The organism is Streptococcus sp. F2, assembly GCF_056500955.1.
Genome location: NZ_JBWKAI010000016.1, coordinates 14,582 through 31,291 on the forward strand (window position 1 = coordinate 14,582; position 16,710 = coordinate 31,291).

The following is a 16,710-nucleotide window of genomic DNA, read 5'->3' on the forward strand; positions in this document are numbered from 1 at the left end:
AAGAAGGTGTCAAATGAAACACAGAAAATACTATCCCTACATTTGTTCTAGCATTCTATTAGCCTGCTTGCTATGGTCGCCAACGGTTTTAGCAGACGAAGATGCATCTGGGACAACTGCCTTACCAACGTCACAGGACATAGAGCCACCGCAACAAATTACAGATCTTTCTCACCAAGTGACATCTCAAAATGATGGAGCGGTGACAACAACAGAAAAAGAAGTAGCCCTAGATCTCGAGAGTCAAGTCACTTTAACTGGTGAAAATCTCCTGAAGAACCCTCAATTTGATCAAACTAGTCCAGCTTCAACGACTTCAACAGACAAAGACAAGGGCTGGTCTAAAGAAGCAGCTGAGGGTTGGCAAGTTTATAAAGATAGTAAGCAAACAGTTGGTAGTCCTCAAATTGATGCCTCTGAACAGCAATTGACCATGACCAATGAAGCAGGCAAGAAGTTAAGGGGGTGTGTTCATCAGACGGTTACTATTAATCCTGAAAAACAATACTTGGTTTCTTTTGATATTGAAACAAAGGACAAGACAGGGCAAGCCTTTGTGCGTATTATTGAGGAGACCACACAAAAAGATCGCACTCCTAAACAACAACGTCTGTGGCTCTCTCCAATGGCGACAGGAACCATGAAGAAACATCAAGAAAAGCTTTATGTCCCTAAATTAAAGGTTAACCAGATTAAACTAGAGCTCTTTTACGAAACTGGTCAAGGTCAAGTGATTTTTGATAACATTTCCTTAAGAGAAGCGGGTGACAAACCTAGTGGTGCTATCAAGGAGGTTACTCATTCATTGGAAGAGCGAATTGCTTTGTCTTTGTCTAAAAAGCATCTCCTTGCCATACCTGACTATATCTATCAGGTAGCCGCTGGGGCAAACCAAATTGTGCGTATCGATAATGGTACTGTAGAACCTTTGCAAGAAGGGCACACGCTGCTAGAAGTGTTTACCAAAGAAGGTCAAAAAATAGCTGATCTGCCTCTTGAAGTAACAGGTAAAGATGACAGTGAAATGACCGCTTTGATTTCTCAATGGCGTCAAATGATTCTGGGGGCAGATTCCTATAACGCATCGAACCCTGCTATGCAGGCATTAAACCAAAAACTAGATGACAGTGTGACCAAAAACCTCAACAGTCTTGTCAATAACCAAAAGGAAGCCTACTTGTGGGAAGATTTAAAGGATTTTGGGAAGTCATCTCATATGACTGCGACTTACAGACGTTTGGAAGAAATGGCAAAACAGGTCAATAGCCCAGCTTCGAAGTACTATCAAGATACAACTTTAATCAGGTTAATCAAAGACAAATTGGCCTGGCTACACCTTAACTACTATAATCCTCAGAAGGATATCGAAGGCAATGCTAACTGGTGGGACTACGAAATTGGGACCCCGAGAGCCATTGTTAATACGCTGACGTTACTTTATCCTTATTTTTCCCAAGACGACATTAAAGCGCAGACCAAGAGCATTTCTCATTTTGTTCCGAATCCAAAACAGTTTCGTTCAACCTTGGTCAATCCTTTTAAGGCCATTGGCGGGAATCTTGTGGACATGGGACGTGTGAAAATCATTGAGGCCTTGCTGATGCAAGATGATGCAAAATTGAAAGGAAGTATTGAAGCTCTAGATTCACTCTTTGAGTTTCAAAAGTATGGTTCAAAAGGAGAAGGTTTCTATAAAGACGGCTCTTACATTGACCATACCAATGTGGCTTATACCGGAGCATACGGGAACGTCCTTATAGATGGCTTGTCACAATTAATCCCGCTGATTCAGGCATCACCGATGGCCTTAAACGCACAAAAATTAGAGGTTATAGAGCACTGGATTGAAAAATCCTTCTTCCCATTGCTGATTCATGGCGAATTAATGGACATGAGTCGTGGTCGCTCTATCAGTCGTGAAAATGCTTCGTCAAGGATGGCAGCGTTAGAAGCTTTACGTGGTATTCTAAGGTTATCGCAAGTCTTGCCTGAGGCAAACAAGAATAGGATTCAAGGTCAATTAAAGTCGATTTTGGCTTTCCATGATAAAGAAACGATGTTGAGTAGCTTATCTAGCTACTATGACATCAATTTGTTTGAACAGGTTCTTGCTAATGAGGTTATTAAGCCCATACCGATGTCAACCAACCTCTCTGTGTTTCAGAATATGGATAAATTAGCCTATTACCATACTGACAAAGATTTTGGCTTTGCCTTATCCATGCATTCTAATAGGACCCTTAATTTTGAAGCCATGAATAATGAAAATATACGTGGTTGGTACACAGGTGATGGCATGTTCTACCTTTATAATCATGATTTGACCCATTATTCGGACAAGTATTGGCCAACTGTTAATCCTCTAAAAATGCCAGGCACAACAGAGGCTGAAGGCAACCGAGAAGATGTTACAGATGACTATTTGAAAAAACTAACAGATAAGTATAAAGAAAAAGCTAAGGAAAAAGCTGGCATGTCCACCCTCCCAACTTCATTTGTGGGGGCTATCAAAGGGGATGACAAAACAGCCTTGGCTGCTATGGATTTTCAGAATTGGGATCGGACGGTCAGTGCCAAGAAAGCTTGGGGGATTTTCGATGACCGTATCGTCTTCTTAGGAGCTGGTATCAATAGCACCAAAGATCAGGCGGTTAGCACAACCATTGATCAGCGAAAGGATAATCCAGAAAATCCTTATCGTCTATTGGTCAATGGTCAAGAAGTCAGCCTGACAAATGACACCCTTGAAAAAGATCATGTCACAAGTGTCTTGTTATTGTCTCAAGATGGCAAGAATAATATCGGCTATCTCTTTGATAAACCGACAACCTTAGTGTTCTCACGACAAGAACAGTCAGGACGCTGGTCTGATATTAACAAAGGGTCAACAAATAAAGAGTTAGTCACACAAACCTTTATAACCATTAGCCAAAGGCATCAGCAAGCTAATGATACCTATGCTTACACCTTATTGCCAAATGTCAGTCAAGAAGACTTTGACAAGGCTCGCTCAGAAGCATCTATCGAGGTTGTGCGTAACGATAGTGACCTTCAAATTCTTCATGATCACAAACAAGACCTCTGGACAGTCGTCAACTATCATGATGGTCTTCAAAGAATTAATGATCAATTAACACTTGAAAAAGCTGGTTTGTACCTTTACCAGAAAGTTGGAAACGTCTTTAAATTGCTTTCCAAGGACTTATTACCTAGCGATTAAAAAAGAAAAACCCAAGTCATATCGACTTGGGTTTAGTTGTGTTCCCAGCGAAATCGGGGAACGAAATAACTACTAGCCAGGCTAATAAAGCCCGCCAGAGTCAGGTAAAAAAGTAAAGGATTATCAAAACTGAGTAAGACGTGACTTCCTAAAATAAGAAAGACACCAGACCAGAATAAGAGAAGGTTTAAAGGGTTATCCTTGAGAAGTAGCTTATCTTCGTCACTGACTGTTATGGCCGTTTGCCTGCTATGTTTAATGGTAAGTTGAGTTTGACCATCTGGAAGGTCAACGTCCAGGCTGTCGCCATTATAGAGAGCAGCTTTATGCTTGTCTCCAATGAAGATGGTTACAGGGGCGCCCATTCTGACCAAACGGGTTTGTCGTTTAATATTCATATGTCTATCCTTTCATCTCGTTACTGTCAAAAATAGTCATGGCATCTCTCAATTCGGCTGCTAACTGCTGCGCGCGGTAGTCTTTAAAAGCCTTCAATTCTTTAATAGCATAGTAGGCTTTGCTAGGGGTCCGTCTTCCTCTAATAGTCAAAAGAGTTGTTTGTCTGATAAACGCACGAGTGAGCTGCCATTCTTTAGCATACCCTAGTGGTCTTGAGTGATAGGTGACCCCATCGATGGTCTGAGGAGAAAAACGCTTGTGTTGATGCCCGAAGTCAACCTCTTTCACTCCATAACATCGAAAAATGTCATGGAAGGCAGGACTCCCTAAGAAAGCATTGAAGGCTTTAACCTTTGGGTGTTTGAGGGTGAAAATGCTGTGGGGGACAAAGTGCATGGCTACAATCACCGTTTGATCAGAAAGCGCAGCCAATGCCTTTTCTAATGCTTGACAAATCTGGTTTGTGAGTTCAGGATCTGTCAAGGGCCGTTTTAGTCGTCGGTCAAACCAGAAACGGTTCTTGAAGGTAAGGTGATCAGCGTCAGCTTTTTCAGCAGAAAAACCATAGTCATACCAACCGTGAAAAGCAAGAAGACTGAGTTTAGGAGCAATAGAGTAAATCTTGAAGTCGTGCGCTTCAATGTCAGCTTCGGTCAAATCTAGCATATCGTGGTTGCCCAGATTAAAGGTGACGGTGACCTCTTGAGCCAAGGCAGCAAGAAAGGGCTCAGTGTCCTTGTAAAAATGGTTGGCCATATCCCCTGCTAAATGCAGATGATCAATCTTTTCGTGCTTGAGCACTTCGATAAGTGTCTCACGCTCAAAAGGTCCAAAGTGATTGAGGTCTAGGTGAAGGTCGCTCATTATCGCAAGTCGTGTCATACTGGTATTCTAACAAAAGCCTAGTTGAAAAGCGACTAGAAGAAATTAATAACACTAATAAAGCAGAAAGATAATGGAAAATAATGGAAATTTAGGAAGAAGAAAGGAATGATTTTCTGTAAATTAAGAAAGTATTATCATTTACGAGAAATGGTTGACTTATTTTGCAATCGCTTGCATAATAAGGGTGTAAGAATAAAAACAGAGGAGAAACTCAATAATGAGGAAAGCAAGTCCTGAAACAAAGGTAACCAAGTACAGAATGTGGAAGTCTGGCAAGCAATGGCTTTTTGGAGCTAGCCTAGTTGCCGCCTCTTTACTGGTAATGAATACGCAAGCGTTTGCTGATGGAGTGGGAGGAGTTGCAAACGGAACTGGAACCGCTTTGACAACGACTGCGCCTGCAGAAGAGACATCGGGCACGGCAGCGCAACCAGCGGCGGTAGAAGCGGTGCAACCAAGTCAACCAGCAGCAATGGTGGCAGAGGTAAAGACTGAAGAAGAAATGCTTGAAGCAGTTGGTGAAGAAACTTATTTTCATAAGAAAGAAAATGCAGAAGAAGATAAAGTATTAGCCTTAAAAAAAGAAGGAGATGCTACAGAGGCCTCAAAAGAAGAGAAGAAGTCCGTAACGATTTACTACAAACCAAAAGAAGGTGATGGATCTCAGTATTATCTTTACGTGTGGAATAGTGGTAATAAAGAATTAGACAACGGAAGTAGTGCACCTTACAAATTTATGCCGATGAATAGTGGTATGAGTACAGATGGGAAAAAAGAATGGTCATATGAGGTAAAACCTGAAACAAGTTCATTCAATTACCTCATTACAACTCAGAACAGTTGGCCTTCGAATGGTGATAGTATAAAAGTCACTCCTAAAGACATGGTTGCCGTAGCTTCTCCAACAACTAATACTAACATTTATCATGGTTGGTATAAGGATAAAGACAATAACAATGTTGATACAGAATACTATTCACCATATCTAAATGTACAAAGTCCAGAGTTTGATCAAAAATTTGCATACAAAGATCGAGAAGTTGATCCTACTAGTGAGACTGGTTTCAAAGTTGTTGGTAGCCAGGGTGCTCTTGGAGCAACGCTTTTAGAGGATGGAAAACATGCGAAAGTTAATCTCTGGGCACCGACAGCTGACGAAGTTGCAATTAATTTTTACGAAAGTAACCAAAAAGATGCTAAATTAATCAAGTCATTCAAGATGACCAAAGGTACTGTTTCAAATGAAGAAGACCATACTAAAAACACTGTTGGTCTATGGACTTTTTCCATTACAGATGAAGTATTATTGGCTTTAAATAAAGTAACTGCAGAAGGTCTGACCTATGATTATAGTCTCAGTATTCCAAATGCTTATTTTATTCAAAAATCAGCTGTAATAAAAGATGGCAAGCTAGAATACTATCAATATCGCAATTCAGCCACTCATGAGTTATTGAATGCTACTGATACAGATTCTGAGGAAGTTAAAAAATTGTCTTTACTGTATCAAAAGTTTAATAACAAAACTGGTAAAGCTGAGAACGATGTTATTGCTAAATTCTATGCTGGTGTCGATATCAGCGGTAACGTTAATAATCTTAAACACATAAACCGTGTTGTTCGTACCCAAGACCCTTACTCTGTAGCTGTTGTTCAAGATGGTTCGCGTTCTGTAATTTTGAATCCTTCTAAGGTAGGAACAGCTGTCAAACCTGGAACAAATAAACGTGTTACATCAAAAACTCAAATGAGCGTTATGGAAATTGACGTGCGTGATTTCTCGATTGATAAAGATTCGGGTATTAAAGAGGAAAATAGAGGTAATTTCTTAGGAGTTATAGAAAAAGGAACAAAAAATTCAAATACTGGAACTCCGACTGGCTTAGATTATCTCAAATATCTGGGAGTTAACTATGTGCAAGTCATGCCGATTTATGATTATCAGACAGTTCCAGAGTTAGCATCTACCGATAAGCAGAATACAGAATATTCTGAATCTGAACCTCATGGCAAACATGAAAATCAGCAAAACTGGGGTTATGACCCGAAAAATTATAATGTTCCCGAAGGTTCGTACTCAACAGACCCAACTAACCCCACTAACCGTATTGATGAATTGAAACAAATGGTTCAAGGACTTCATGATGCAGGTATTAATGTCGTTATGGACGTTGTCTATAATCACTTATATGATAGTCAACAAAATCCTTTTGAATGGACTGTACCAGGATATGTGTACGCTGTTCAACCAGATGGTGCCATGAATAATGATGTTGGTGTAGGAAATGCAGTCAGATCAACATCAGAGATGATGCGACAATATATTATTCACTCGGTCATTTACTGGGTTAAAGAGTATGGTATGGATGGCTTCCGTTTCGATGCTATGAGTGACCTAGATACTAAGACCTTGATGGAAGTGCGTGAAGCTCTTGATCAATTTGATAAAAACATTGTGACCTATGGTGAAGGTTGGAACTCTATGGGGAAATACCTTGATCAGTCAAAAGGAGAGTTTCCATCAAGTATTGAAAATGCTATGCTCTTACCTGGTTATGGTTTCTTTGATAACATGAGCCGTGATAGTATTGCAGGTTCAGCTTATGATAATGGTCCAGAACATCCAGGATTTATTAATGGAAGAGATGCTGTAAGGAGTGAATATAACGGATTAAGTCGTTACATCAATAATACCGATGAAGTTTCTAAACGCTTATTAGGTGGTTTTGAACGAAATTATTTAGACGCGTCACAACAGTTAAACTATGTTGAGGTACATGATGGTATGACTCTACATGATTTAATGAAATCTTTCAATCCAAATGAAGATGATGAAATGATCGAAAATCGGGTAGAATTAGCTACTGCGATGAGTGCACTTGCTCAAGGAATTCATTTCTCACAACATGGTCAAGAATTCTTGAGAACTAAAGGTCTAGATACACATGATGGAAAACAGATGTATCGCCATAACACATACAATTCGGGAGATATCTGGAACAAAATTGACTGGTCATTGGTCACTAAAAATGCTGACACGGTAAACTTTAATAAGTCTCTTTTGAGCCTAAGACAAGCGGAATCCCTTTGGCATTTATCAGATTACCAAAATGAGATTCTCAAGAAAATGACTATTACTAATGCTCAACCTCAATCAGGCATTATTACTTATGAGTTACAAGAAGATAATGGCGATAAATTCCTAGTTGTCTTTAATAATAATATGAGTGATAATCACTCCTTAACTCTTGGAGGTGACGAATATTATTATGGTAGAGGACCTAGGGATGGTGAATACCGAGATGCTATAAGTGGACATCGCGGTAAAATAAATGATACAAACGATTTTACCAATGCCTATATTGTTTTGACCAATTCTCAAAATCTTTACGAAAAAATTGGTCAAATGAATGGTAAACAGACTATTACCTTTGATCCTGTTTCTGCGAGTGTGCTTTATATTCCGGTATCTGCTAAAACTACTTTAGAACATAAAGTCTTAAAGGATAATAATCAAGAAGTTACCTATCTGACTGTCACATCTAGAGATATGGAGTCTAAGTTCACTTATGATTATTCTGGTATCGATTTAACCAAGAACGACGTAGCAGATGAAACAGAACTTGGTCATCTCAAAAACGTCCTTACTAAAGTTGATGATGGTATTAAAGATAAAACATTGGTTTATTATGCTACTGATAAGTCAGGAAAATCAATTAAGATTCAAGTAACACCACAATTAGTCAACGGTATCCCACAAGATACGGAGGATATTATTTGGAAAGAAGTAACAGAAGCAGCTCCTGCAGAACTGAATGTTTCTCAAGACTCAGGTGAAGCGACTGAAGAGTCTCCTAAAGAAAGTGAACGTCCTTCTGAGGGAAGTACTGTAGGCAACAACTTTGAGCAAGGTGAGTCAGTGACTCAAAAAACAACAGTAACCGTTACGTCACAAGTTGATTTTCCGAAGAGTCAATCAACTAAACCTGAAGAAAAACTAAAACTAACAGCTAAATCCCATCAAAAAGCAGTAAAAAGAGAAGTTAAGCATCAGGAAAAACAATTAAAACTTGAACGAAAAACTGCTAAAAAAATGGCTAAAAAAGGTCATGCTTATGCTTGGGGAAATAAACACTATTTTGCATTTGATGGAGCGGTCTTGCATTTGGGGAAGAATAAACATTGGTTTAGATAATAAGCAATTGTAAAGCTGCACGCAGTCGTTATTTCCATTAGTTGTTAAATGATAAAAGAGGATTTGCCTTTGGCGATCCTCTTTTTAGTGCTTTTGCTGATTGTTTTGGAAACTTGTGATAAACTAATCTAAAGGAGGATGCTATGATTCAAGGAATTATTTTTGATATGGACGGTGTATTGTTTGATACAGAGCCCTTCTATTTTCAGCGACGCGAAGCCTTTTTACAGGCTAAGGGGATTGCCATTGATCATTTGAGCGCCAAAGATTTTATTGGAGGTAATCTTCAAGAACTCTGGAAGGACTTGCTAGATGAGCATTTTACCCCTGAGGAAGCAAAAGCAGTCGCTGAAGCTTATGAATCTTACAAATTACAGCATAAGCCCCCATACGCAGAGGTCTTGTTTACTGAGGTTAGGCCTTGTCTCCAAGCTTTGAGAGATAAGAACATCAAGTTAGCCTTAGCTTCTAATTCAAATCGTGATGATATTTTATTAGCCTTAGAGACGAGTCATATTAAGGACTATTTTGAGGTTGTTTTGGCGCGTGATGATGTTTCTCGTGGCAAGCCTTATCCTGATATTTATGAAAAAGCTGCGCAGTCACTCGGTTTACCAAAAGAAACCTTAGTAGTCGTCGAAGATAGTCAAAAAGGGATTGCGGCCGCGAAAGCTGCTAATCTGACGGTTGTTGCTGTTACTGATTACCGTTACGGGATTGATCAACAAGAGGCTGATGCTAATATCGATCACCTTATGCAACTTTGTGCAACAATTGAGCAGTTTTAGTCATGTAAGGCAAAGGTTATTGCTCTGAAACTCTCAAGTACATTAAGATAGGAAGGCCTTGGATGCTATTTCCCAAGGCCTTTTTGACTCATGCAAAAGAATGCGCTTTCAACTTTTTGCTGGCATTTTTGATGAATAACCTTTACAATGAAAAAGTAGTTAGCCGGACCACTGTAAGTGATGTCTAGCTTCTTGATATGATGACAAGCGATAAGGAGTGGTTACCGAACATGTCAAAGTACTATCGTCTCTTGAAAGAAAAATTCCCAACAAAGTCTTCTCTGGCTACCGAAATGATTAACCTAGAAGCCATTTGCCATTTGCCCAAAGGAACTGAGCATTTTCTGAGTGATCTTCATGGCGAATATGAGGCCTTTGATTACCTCTTGCGAAATGGTTCTGGATCCATCAAAAAGAAATTACAGGAATGTTTTCCCGACAAAGACCCTGGGACCATTGACCTGCTTTGTCAGTACATTTACTACCCTGCTGAAAAAATCAATGCTAATACCTTGTTGTCGGAACAAGCATTGCAAGAAGAATTAACCGGCTTTCTACCCGACTTATTGCAGTTGGTTAAGTACATCGGAGGTAAGTATACTCGCTCTAAAGTTAGAAAATTGTTACCCAAAGATTATGCCTATATCATGGAAGAATTGTTGACGGAAGGCCAACCTGATAAAAATAAAGAAAATTATTATTCAGCAATTATTGGTAAAGTGATTGAACTCAAGCAGTTGGAAAATCTCTTTATTGCTTTTGCGACCTTGATTCAGCAATTAGCCATTGATCATTTGCATGTGGTGGGAGATATTTTTGACCGCGGGAAATACCCAGACTTGATTTTGGATCGGCTCATGACTTTTCAGCATATTGATATTCAGTGGGGCAACCACGACATCACCTGGATGGGGGCAGTTTCTGGGTCGATGATTTGCATGGTCAATGTGATTCGGATTGCAGCGAGGTACAATAGCATTGAGCTCATTGAAGACCGCTACGGAATTAACCTTCGTCGCTTGATTGATTATAGCCAAACCTACTTTACCCCTAAGGTCGTTTTTCAGCCTATTTTGGATGGGGATGTGATTTCAGAACAAGACGAGCGGGTGTTGAATTGTTTACAGCAGGCTACAGCTTTACTACAATTCAAGTTGGAACATCAATTGATTCACCGTCGGCCTGAATTTGAGATGATGGCGTCGAGCGCCTTAGACCGCATTCGACCAGAAAGTAAGGAAATGCTGGTGGGTGAGAAAACCTACCCACTAACTGATTTTCCTTTTGACATGGTGGACTGGCAAGCTCCTGGAAGCCTAACCACAGAAGAAGAGGACTTATTGGATGATTTGCTTGAGCGTTTCCAACAATCAGACCGCCTGCGTCATCACATAGAATTCCTCTTTTCGAAAGGTGCTATCTATCATATTTCCAATAATCATTTGCTTTATCACGGTTGTATCCCCATGCATTCCAACGGTGATTTTAAATCCATTTGCCTGCAGGGACACTTTCTATCTGGCAAAACCCTGATGGATTTTTACGAAGAAAAAGTGAGGCAAGCCTACCAACACCCTGATATTCAGGACGATTTTGCGACCGATTTGTTTTGGTATTTGTGGTGTGGAGAAGGTTCTTCTCTATTTGGCAAGCAGCGCATGACCACTTTCGAACGTTATTATATCGAGGATAAGGAAACTCATAAAGAAAAGAAAAATCCTTATTATCACTTAAGGGAAAAAGAAGGCATCTGCCAACGTCTTTTGGCTGAATTTACCTTGGATGAAACAGGGCATATTGTCAATGGGCACACGCCTGTCCAGGAAAAGAGTGGTGAGATTCCGATTAAAGCTGGTGGGAAAATGATTATTATTGATGGTGGATTGGCAAAAGGTTACCAGAAAAAAACTGGTATCGCAGGCTATACCTTAATTTCCAACAGTTACGGCTTAGAGTTGGTGGCTCATAACCCCTTTTCATCAGTGGAAGCTGTTTTAAATGGAGAATGTGACATTATTTTTATCAAACGATTGGTCGAAGAAGTGGCCGAACGCACCTTGGTCAAACAGACAGATAATGGCAAGGAACTCCTCAAAGAAATTGAAGACCTGCATTACCTCTACCACCATTTTGATGAGTATTAAGCCTTGTTTAAGGTTCTTTTGAGACAAGAGCCAAGCCTTAACAGGACTTTCCTATCAAGTAAGGAAAATGTGGAGAACATAAGTCTCTTTTGTGTTGAGTGATGATCTTACTAAACTAAAAGCAAAGAAGGTGGACTTTTGTCTTCCTTTTTTGTTGTAACAGTAGGGATTTTTAAGGTGAATTTTTTGATGGTGAAGCTTTTGTTGAATTGTCATCCTTTCGTCTTGAAGTCTTAACTTATTTCGATTATGATAGTAGTATGAACATTAAGGCAGACATTCAGGCATTGGCTAAGGAAATTGGCATTTCAAAAATCGGCTTTACCACCGCAGATGATTTTTCTTATTTAGAGAAATCCTTGCGCCTTGGTGTCGAAGAGGGGCGCACGACTGGCTTTGAACACAAGGTGATTGAGGAGAGAATTAAGCCAAAATTATCGCTGGCTTCTGCCAAAACCATTATTTCCATTGCCGTTGCTTATCCCCATAAATTACCTGTCCAACCTCCAAAAACAAGTTATAAACGGGGAAAAATCACACCTAATTCTTGGGGGCTAGACTATCATCATGTGTTGCAAGATAAATTGCAGCGACTAGCAGAAGGCATTGAAGCCTTAACGGCTGACTTTGAATACAAGGGCATGGTAGATACAGGTGCCTTGGTCGATACTGCTGTGGCAAGACGGGCAGGAATTGGCTTCATTGGCAAAAATGGCTTGGTCATTTCTAAAGAATTTGGCTCTTATATGTACTTGGGGGAATTGATTACAAACCTTGACATTGAGCCTGATCAACCTGTGGATTACGACTGTGGAGATTGCAGACGGTGTTTAGATGCCTGTCCGACCTCATGTTTGATTGGGGATGGCACTATGAATGCTAGGCGTTGTTTGTCTTTCCAAACCCAGGATAAGGGTATGATGGCACTCGAGTTTCGTAAAAAAATCAAAACGGTTATCTATGGCTGTGATATTTGCCAAATTTGTTGCCCTTATAATAAAGGGATTGACAATCCCTTGGCATCACCTATTGATCCAGAACTAGCTATGCCAGAATTAGTGCCTTTTTTGGAATTGAGCAATCAGTCGTTTAAAAAAACCTTTGGTATGATTGCAGGTTCTTGGCGGGGGAAAAACATTCTTCAGCGTAATGCTATTATTGCACTAGCCAATGCGCATGATCGAAGTGCCATTCCAAAACTTTTGGAAATCATTGATCAGAACAATAATCCGATTCACACAGCGACAGCTATCTGGGCTCTAGGAGAATTGATCAAAAAGCCTAATCCAGACATGCTGGCCTTTATGCAGGACCTTTCTCTAGAGCATGAAGAGTCCAAAGAAGAGCTTGAAAGGCTACTCACAAAGTGGCAGAAGGCTTGATTTTATGATAAAATAAACAACGTTTAGCAAGCAAATAGCGAGAACGTATTGATAAGCTCGAATCTGCTTTTAAAAGAAATGAAACGAAAGAGGAATCCATATGGAAATAGCAGAAATGCGCCAAAAAATAGTAGAAAACAAAGAGAAGTTGACTAGCTTCAGGAGGTCTCTTTGACTTAGAGGGTCTAGAAGAAGAGATTGCTCTTTTGGAGCATCAAATGACAGAGCCTGATTTTTGGAATGACAATATCGCAGCTCAAAAAACCTCACAAAAACTGAATGAGTTGAAGTCTACCTACGAGACCTTCCACAATATGCAAGAACTCTCTGATGAGACAGAATTGTACTTAGAAATGCTTGAAGAAGATGACAGTGTCAAGGACGACTTGGAGGCTAGCTTAGAGACATTAGGTCAGATTTTGGCGAGTTATGAGATGACCTTGCTCTTATCAGAGCCTTATGACCATAACAATGCCATTTTAGAGATTCATCCAGGGTCAGGTGGTACTGAGGCTCAGGACTGGGCAGACATGCTCTTTCGCATGTACACGCGCTTTGGGAATGCCAAAGGTTTTAAGGTAGAAACCTTGGATTATCAGGCAGGAGATGAAGCTGGTATTAAGTCGGTCACCCTTTCTTTTGAGGGACCAAATGCTTATGGCTTTTTAAAATCCGAAATGGGTGTCCACCGTCTAGTTCGGATTTCACCATTTGATTCGGCCAAACGCCGCCACACGTCTTTTGTATCTGTGGAGGTTATGCCAGAATTAGATGACACCATTGAAGTGGACATCCGTGATGATGACATTAAAATGGATACCTTCCGTTCAGGCGGTGCTGGTGGTCAGAACGTCAATAAGGTATCAACTGGGGTGCGTTTGACCCATATTCCAACAGGCATTGTTGTGGCCTCAACGGTTGACCGTACTCAATACGGAAATAGAGACCGTGCCATGAAAATGTTGCAGGCCAAACTCTATCAATTAGAGCAGGAGAAAAAAGCTGCTGAGGTCAACGCCCTTAAAGGGGATAAAAAAGAAATCACTTGGGGGAGCCAGATTCGTTCCTACGTTTTCACCCCTTATACCATGGTTAAGGATCACCGAACAAACTATGAGGTGGCCCAAGTGGATAAGGTCATGGACGGTGATATCGAGGGCTTTATCGACGCTTACCTTAAGTGGCGCATGAGTGATGACTAAAGGCTATGCGCTAACGATTATTGTAAAGAAAGAAGAATAAGATGGCATTAATTGAAATGAAAGGTGTTTCAAAGAAATACCGCCGCTCAACGACCGCCCTTAGAGACATTAATGTTTCTGTTAACCAAGGTGAATTTGTTTACCTGGTTGGTCCGTCAGGAGCAGGGAAATCAACCTTTATCAAGCTCCTTTACCGGGAAGAAAAATTAAGTTCAGGTAAGCTGTACGTCGGTGAGTTTGATTTGACCAAGCTTAAATCTCGAGACGTTCCTATCCTACGCCGTCATATAGGGGTAGTTTTCCAAGACTACAAGTTACTTCCAAAGAAAACGGTGTTTGAAAACGTTGCTTATGCCATGGAAGTTATTGGAGAAAAGCGCCGCCATATTAAAAAACGCGTCCCAGAAGTTCTCGATTTAGTTGGTTTGAAACACAAGATGAGATCTTTCCCTAACCAGTTATCTGGTGGGGAGCAGCAGCGTGTCGCAATTGCACGCGCCATTGTTAATAATCCCAAGCTGTTGATTGCTGATGAGCCGACTGGTAACTTAGACCCTGAAATTTCTTGGGAAATCATGCAGTTGCTTGAACGTATTAACCTTCAAGGGACAACAATCTTGATGGCCACTCACAATAGTCACATTGTAAACACCTTACGCCACCGTGTGATTGCCATTGAAGATGGTCGTGTGGTCCGTGATGAAATGGAAGGAGATTACGGTTACGATGATTAGATACTTTTTCCGTCATATTTGGGAATCCATTAAAAACCTTAAACGTAACTTTTGGATGACCTTTGCTTCTGTTAGTATGGTCACTGTCACCTTGACATTGGTTGGGGTTTTCGCAGCCACCCTACTAAATATTCAGCGGGTTGCTTCGGGTGTTGAAAACAATATCCAAATTAATACCTACCTTCAAGTTGATTCAACCGATGCTGCTAAAGTGGTGCAAAATACCGCCGGTGAACAGGTTGATAATGAGAATTACCATAAGGTCTATGACCAAATCGCTCAACTGAAAGGGGTTCAAAAAATCACCTTTTCAAGTAAAGATGAGCAATTGAAAAAATTACAAGATACGTTAGGTGATGTTTGGGACATGTATGATGAGGACACTAATCCTCTACAAGATATCTACATTGTTGAAACCAAGACAGCCAAGCAGGTAAAAGGGGTGACCAAACAAATCAAGGCTATTGAAGGGGTAGAGGATGCTGATTACGGAGGCATCAACTCTGACAAACTCTTTAAGTTCTCCAAAATGATTCAAACTTGGGGACTGATTGGGACTGCCTTGCTCTTATTTGTAGCCATCTTCCTTATTTCTAATACCGTTCGGATGACCATCATGTCTCGTCAACGTGACATTGAAATCATGCGTTTAGTAGGGGCTAAGAATTCTTATATCCGTGGTCCATTCTTCTTTGAAGGGGCTTGGGTCGGCTTACTAGGAGCTATTTTGCCAGCCTTACTTATTTATTATGGTTATGACTTTGCCTATAAGCACTTCATGCCAGAATTACAAGTGAACAATCTATCACTGTATCCTATCAATCCTTATGTTTATGGTTTGATTGGGGCTTTGTTTGTCATCGGTGTTATCATCGGTTCGCTTGGTTCAGTTCTTTCCATGAGACGTTATTTGAAATTCTAAACCATCAGAACTTCTGAAGTGATCAGAAGTTCTTTTTTGATATGGCTAACGAAAAAATCAGCAGTCGTAAAACGACGGCTGATTGCTAAAATAGATGTCTAACGAAAGCTACTTTTCTTTCGCATTAGTGGAAGAAGGGGTTGGCATTTTTTTCATGGCTAATAGTGGTTGAAGGGCCATGTCCAGGGTAGACCTGATAATGATTAGGAAGGCTGAACAATTGAGTGTTAATGCTATCAATCAACTGCTCAAAGTTCCCCGTTGGCAGGTCTGTTCTACCAATGCTTTCTCGGAATAAGGCATCACCACTAATGACGAATGCTTCCTCAGGAAAGATAAAAGAAACACCTCCAGCTGAGTGTCCAGGTGTTGGAACCACAATGAATTGACAATCTGCGATGTCATAAGTGGTGTGGTATTGAAAAATCTCTTCAGCAGGTTGGCAGATAATATCAGGAAGATCTGCGTGACGAATCAGCCCAGAAAGGTTCATCTCAGGAGTGTAAAGCCAAGTGGCTTCTTCGTTAGCTACATAGACAGGTGGCTGGCCAAATGCTTTCCTAACCGCCTCCAAACTCATGATATGATCATAATGGGTATGCGTCAGCAAAATAGCCGCAAGTGGTTTATTTAATTCTTTGATACGGTCAATAATAGCCTTACCATTGCTACCAGGATCGACCACCAAAATGCCTTGGTCAGTTACCAGTAGGTAAGTATTTTCCTCTGCAACGGGATTCGTTATTGTAATAGGTGTCATATGCTGAGTCATTTTAAACGTGATGTCCTTTCTAATGTGTCTTTGGTTATTAGGTTAAGTCAAACAGTTTCATTTGCCA

11 protein-coding genes are annotated in these 16,710 nt (G+C 40.4%); 8 read left to right on the plus strand and 3 right to left on the minus strand.

Annotated elements, in window-relative coordinates:
• Positions 1-13 precede the first annotated feature (13 nt).
• Positions 14-3,220 (plus strand): polysaccharide lyase 8 family protein, encoded by a 3,207-nt coding sequence (locus tag ACYTR8_RS06170; protein WP_479641864.1) that lies wholly within the window; start codon positions 14-16, stop codon positions 3,218-3,220.
• 32 nt (positions 3,221-3,252) lie between these two features.
• On the opposite strand, the gene ACYTR8_RS06175 is transcribed toward ACYTR8_RS06170, so the two are convergent.
• Both ACYTR8_RS06175 and ACYTR8_RS06180 read right to left on the minus strand, forming a co-directional pair.
• Positions 3,253-3,618 (minus strand): hypothetical protein, encoded by a 366-nt coding sequence (locus ACYTR8_RS06175; protein ID WP_111715902.1) that lies wholly within the window; start codon positions 3,616-3,618, stop codon positions 3,253-3,255.
• A 4-nt stretch (positions 3,619-3,622) separates the two neighbouring features.
• Positions 3,623-4,501 (minus strand): metallophosphoesterase, encoded by an 879-nt coding sequence (locus tag ACYTR8_RS06180; RefSeq protein WP_479641865.1) that lies wholly within the window; start codon positions 4,499-4,501, stop codon positions 3,623-3,625.
• Positions 4,502-4,721: 220 nt separating this feature from the next.
• Here ACYTR8_RS06180 and ACYTR8_RS06185 point away from each other — a divergent pair, with 220 nt between their 5' ends.
• The 7 genes from ACYTR8_RS06185 (at position 4,722) to ftsX (ending at position 15,871) form a co-directional block, all read left to right on the plus strand.
• Entirely contained in the window at positions 4,722-8,699 is a 3,978-nt protein-coding gene (locus tag ACYTR8_RS06185) for a KxYKxGKxW signal peptide domain-containing protein (protein WP_479641866.1), read from the plus strand.
• A 143-nt stretch (positions 8,700-8,842) separates the two neighbouring features.
• On the plus strand, positions 8,843-9,487 hold the full coding sequence (locus ACYTR8_RS06190) for an HAD family hydrolase (protein ID WP_111715909.1): 645 nt from the start codon (positions 8,843-8,845) through the stop codon (positions 9,485-9,487).
• 230 nt (positions 9,488-9,717) lie between these two features.
• On the plus strand, positions 9,718-11,631 hold the full coding sequence (locus ACYTR8_RS06195) for a fructose-1,6-bisphosphatase (protein ID WP_269760827.1): 1,914 nt from the start codon (positions 9,718-9,720) through the stop codon (positions 11,629-11,631).
• 260 nt (positions 11,632-11,891) lie between these two features.
• Positions 11,892-13,013 (plus strand): tRNA epoxyqueuosine(34) reductase QueG, encoded by a 1,122-nt coding sequence (queG, locus tag ACYTR8_RS06200; RefSeq protein WP_111717907.1) that lies wholly within the window; start codon positions 11,892-11,894, stop codon positions 13,011-13,013.
• A gap of 100 nt (positions 13,014-13,113) precedes the next feature.
• Positions 13,114-14,215, plus strand: a protein-coding gene (gene prfB, locus ACYTR8_RS06205) for a peptide chain release factor 2 (RefSeq protein WP_111715913.1) whose coding sequence is annotated in 2 segments (ribosomal slippage) — positions 13,114-13,185 and positions 13,187-14,215 — 1,101 coding nt in all. Because the reading frame shifts where the segments join, the coding sequence is not laid out codon by codon here.
• 41 nt (positions 14,216-14,256) lie between these two features.
• A complete protein-coding gene (gene ftsE / locus ACYTR8_RS06210) occupies positions 14,257-14,949 on the plus strand; it encodes a cell division ATP-binding protein FtsE (RefSeq protein ID WP_003050069.1) in 693 nt (230 codons plus the stop codon).
• Entirely contained in the window at positions 14,942-15,871 is a 930-nt protein-coding gene (ftsX, locus tag ACYTR8_RS06215; protein WP_138125218.1) for a permease-like cell division protein FtsX, read from the plus strand. The genes ftsE and ftsX overlap by 8 nt, the downstream gene beginning before the upstream one ends.
• Before the next feature lie 124 nt (positions 15,872-15,995).
• Here the strand turns inward: ftsX and ACYTR8_RS06220 are convergent, their stop codons facing one another.
• On the minus strand, positions 15,996-16,631 hold the full coding sequence (locus tag ACYTR8_RS06220; protein WP_332460916.1) for an MBL fold metallo-hydrolase: 636 nt from the start codon (positions 16,629-16,631) through the stop codon (positions 15,996-15,998).
• Between the last annotated feature and the right edge of the window lie 79 nt (positions 16,632-16,710).

What these genes read in the sequence shown, in the direction of transcription:
- ACYTR8_RS06170 (WP_479641864.1), top strand. Translation starts at nt 14, where the DNA reads ATGAAACACAGAAAATACTATCCCTACATTTGTTCTAGCATTCTATTA.
- ACYTR8_RS06175 (WP_111715902.1), bottom strand. Translation starts at nt 3,618, where the DNA reads ATGAATATTAAACGACAAACCCGTTTGGTCAGAATGGGCGCCCCTGTA.
- ACYTR8_RS06180 (WP_479641865.1), bottom strand. Translation starts at nt 4,501, where the DNA reads ATGACACGACTTGCGATAATGAGCGACCTTCACCTAGACCTCAATCAC.
- ACYTR8_RS06185 (WP_479641866.1), top strand. Translation starts at nt 4,722, where the DNA reads ATGAGGAAAGCAAGTCCTGAAACAAAGGTAACCAAGTACAGAATGTGG.
- ACYTR8_RS06190 (WP_111715909.1), top strand. Translation starts at nt 8,843, where the DNA reads ATGATTCAAGGAATTATTTTTGATATGGACGGTGTATTGTTTGATACA.
- ACYTR8_RS06195 (WP_269760827.1), top strand. Translation starts at nt 9,718, where the DNA reads ATGTCAAAGTACTATCGTCTCTTGAAAGAAAAATTCCCAACAAAGTCT.
- queG (WP_111717907.1), top strand. Translation starts at nt 11,892, where the DNA reads ATGAACATTAAGGCAGACATTCAGGCATTGGCTAAGGAAATTGGCATT.
- ftsE (WP_003050069.1), top strand. Translation starts at nt 14,257, where the DNA reads ATGGCATTAATTGAAATGAAAGGTGTTTCAAAGAAATACCGCCGCTCA.
- ftsX (WP_138125218.1), top strand. Translation starts at nt 14,942, where the DNA reads ATGATTAGATACTTTTTCCGTCATATTTGGGAATCCATTAAAAACCTT.
- ACYTR8_RS06220 (WP_332460916.1), bottom strand. Translation starts at nt 16,631, where the DNA reads ATGACACCTATTACAATAACGAATCCCGTTGCAGAGGAAAATACTTAC.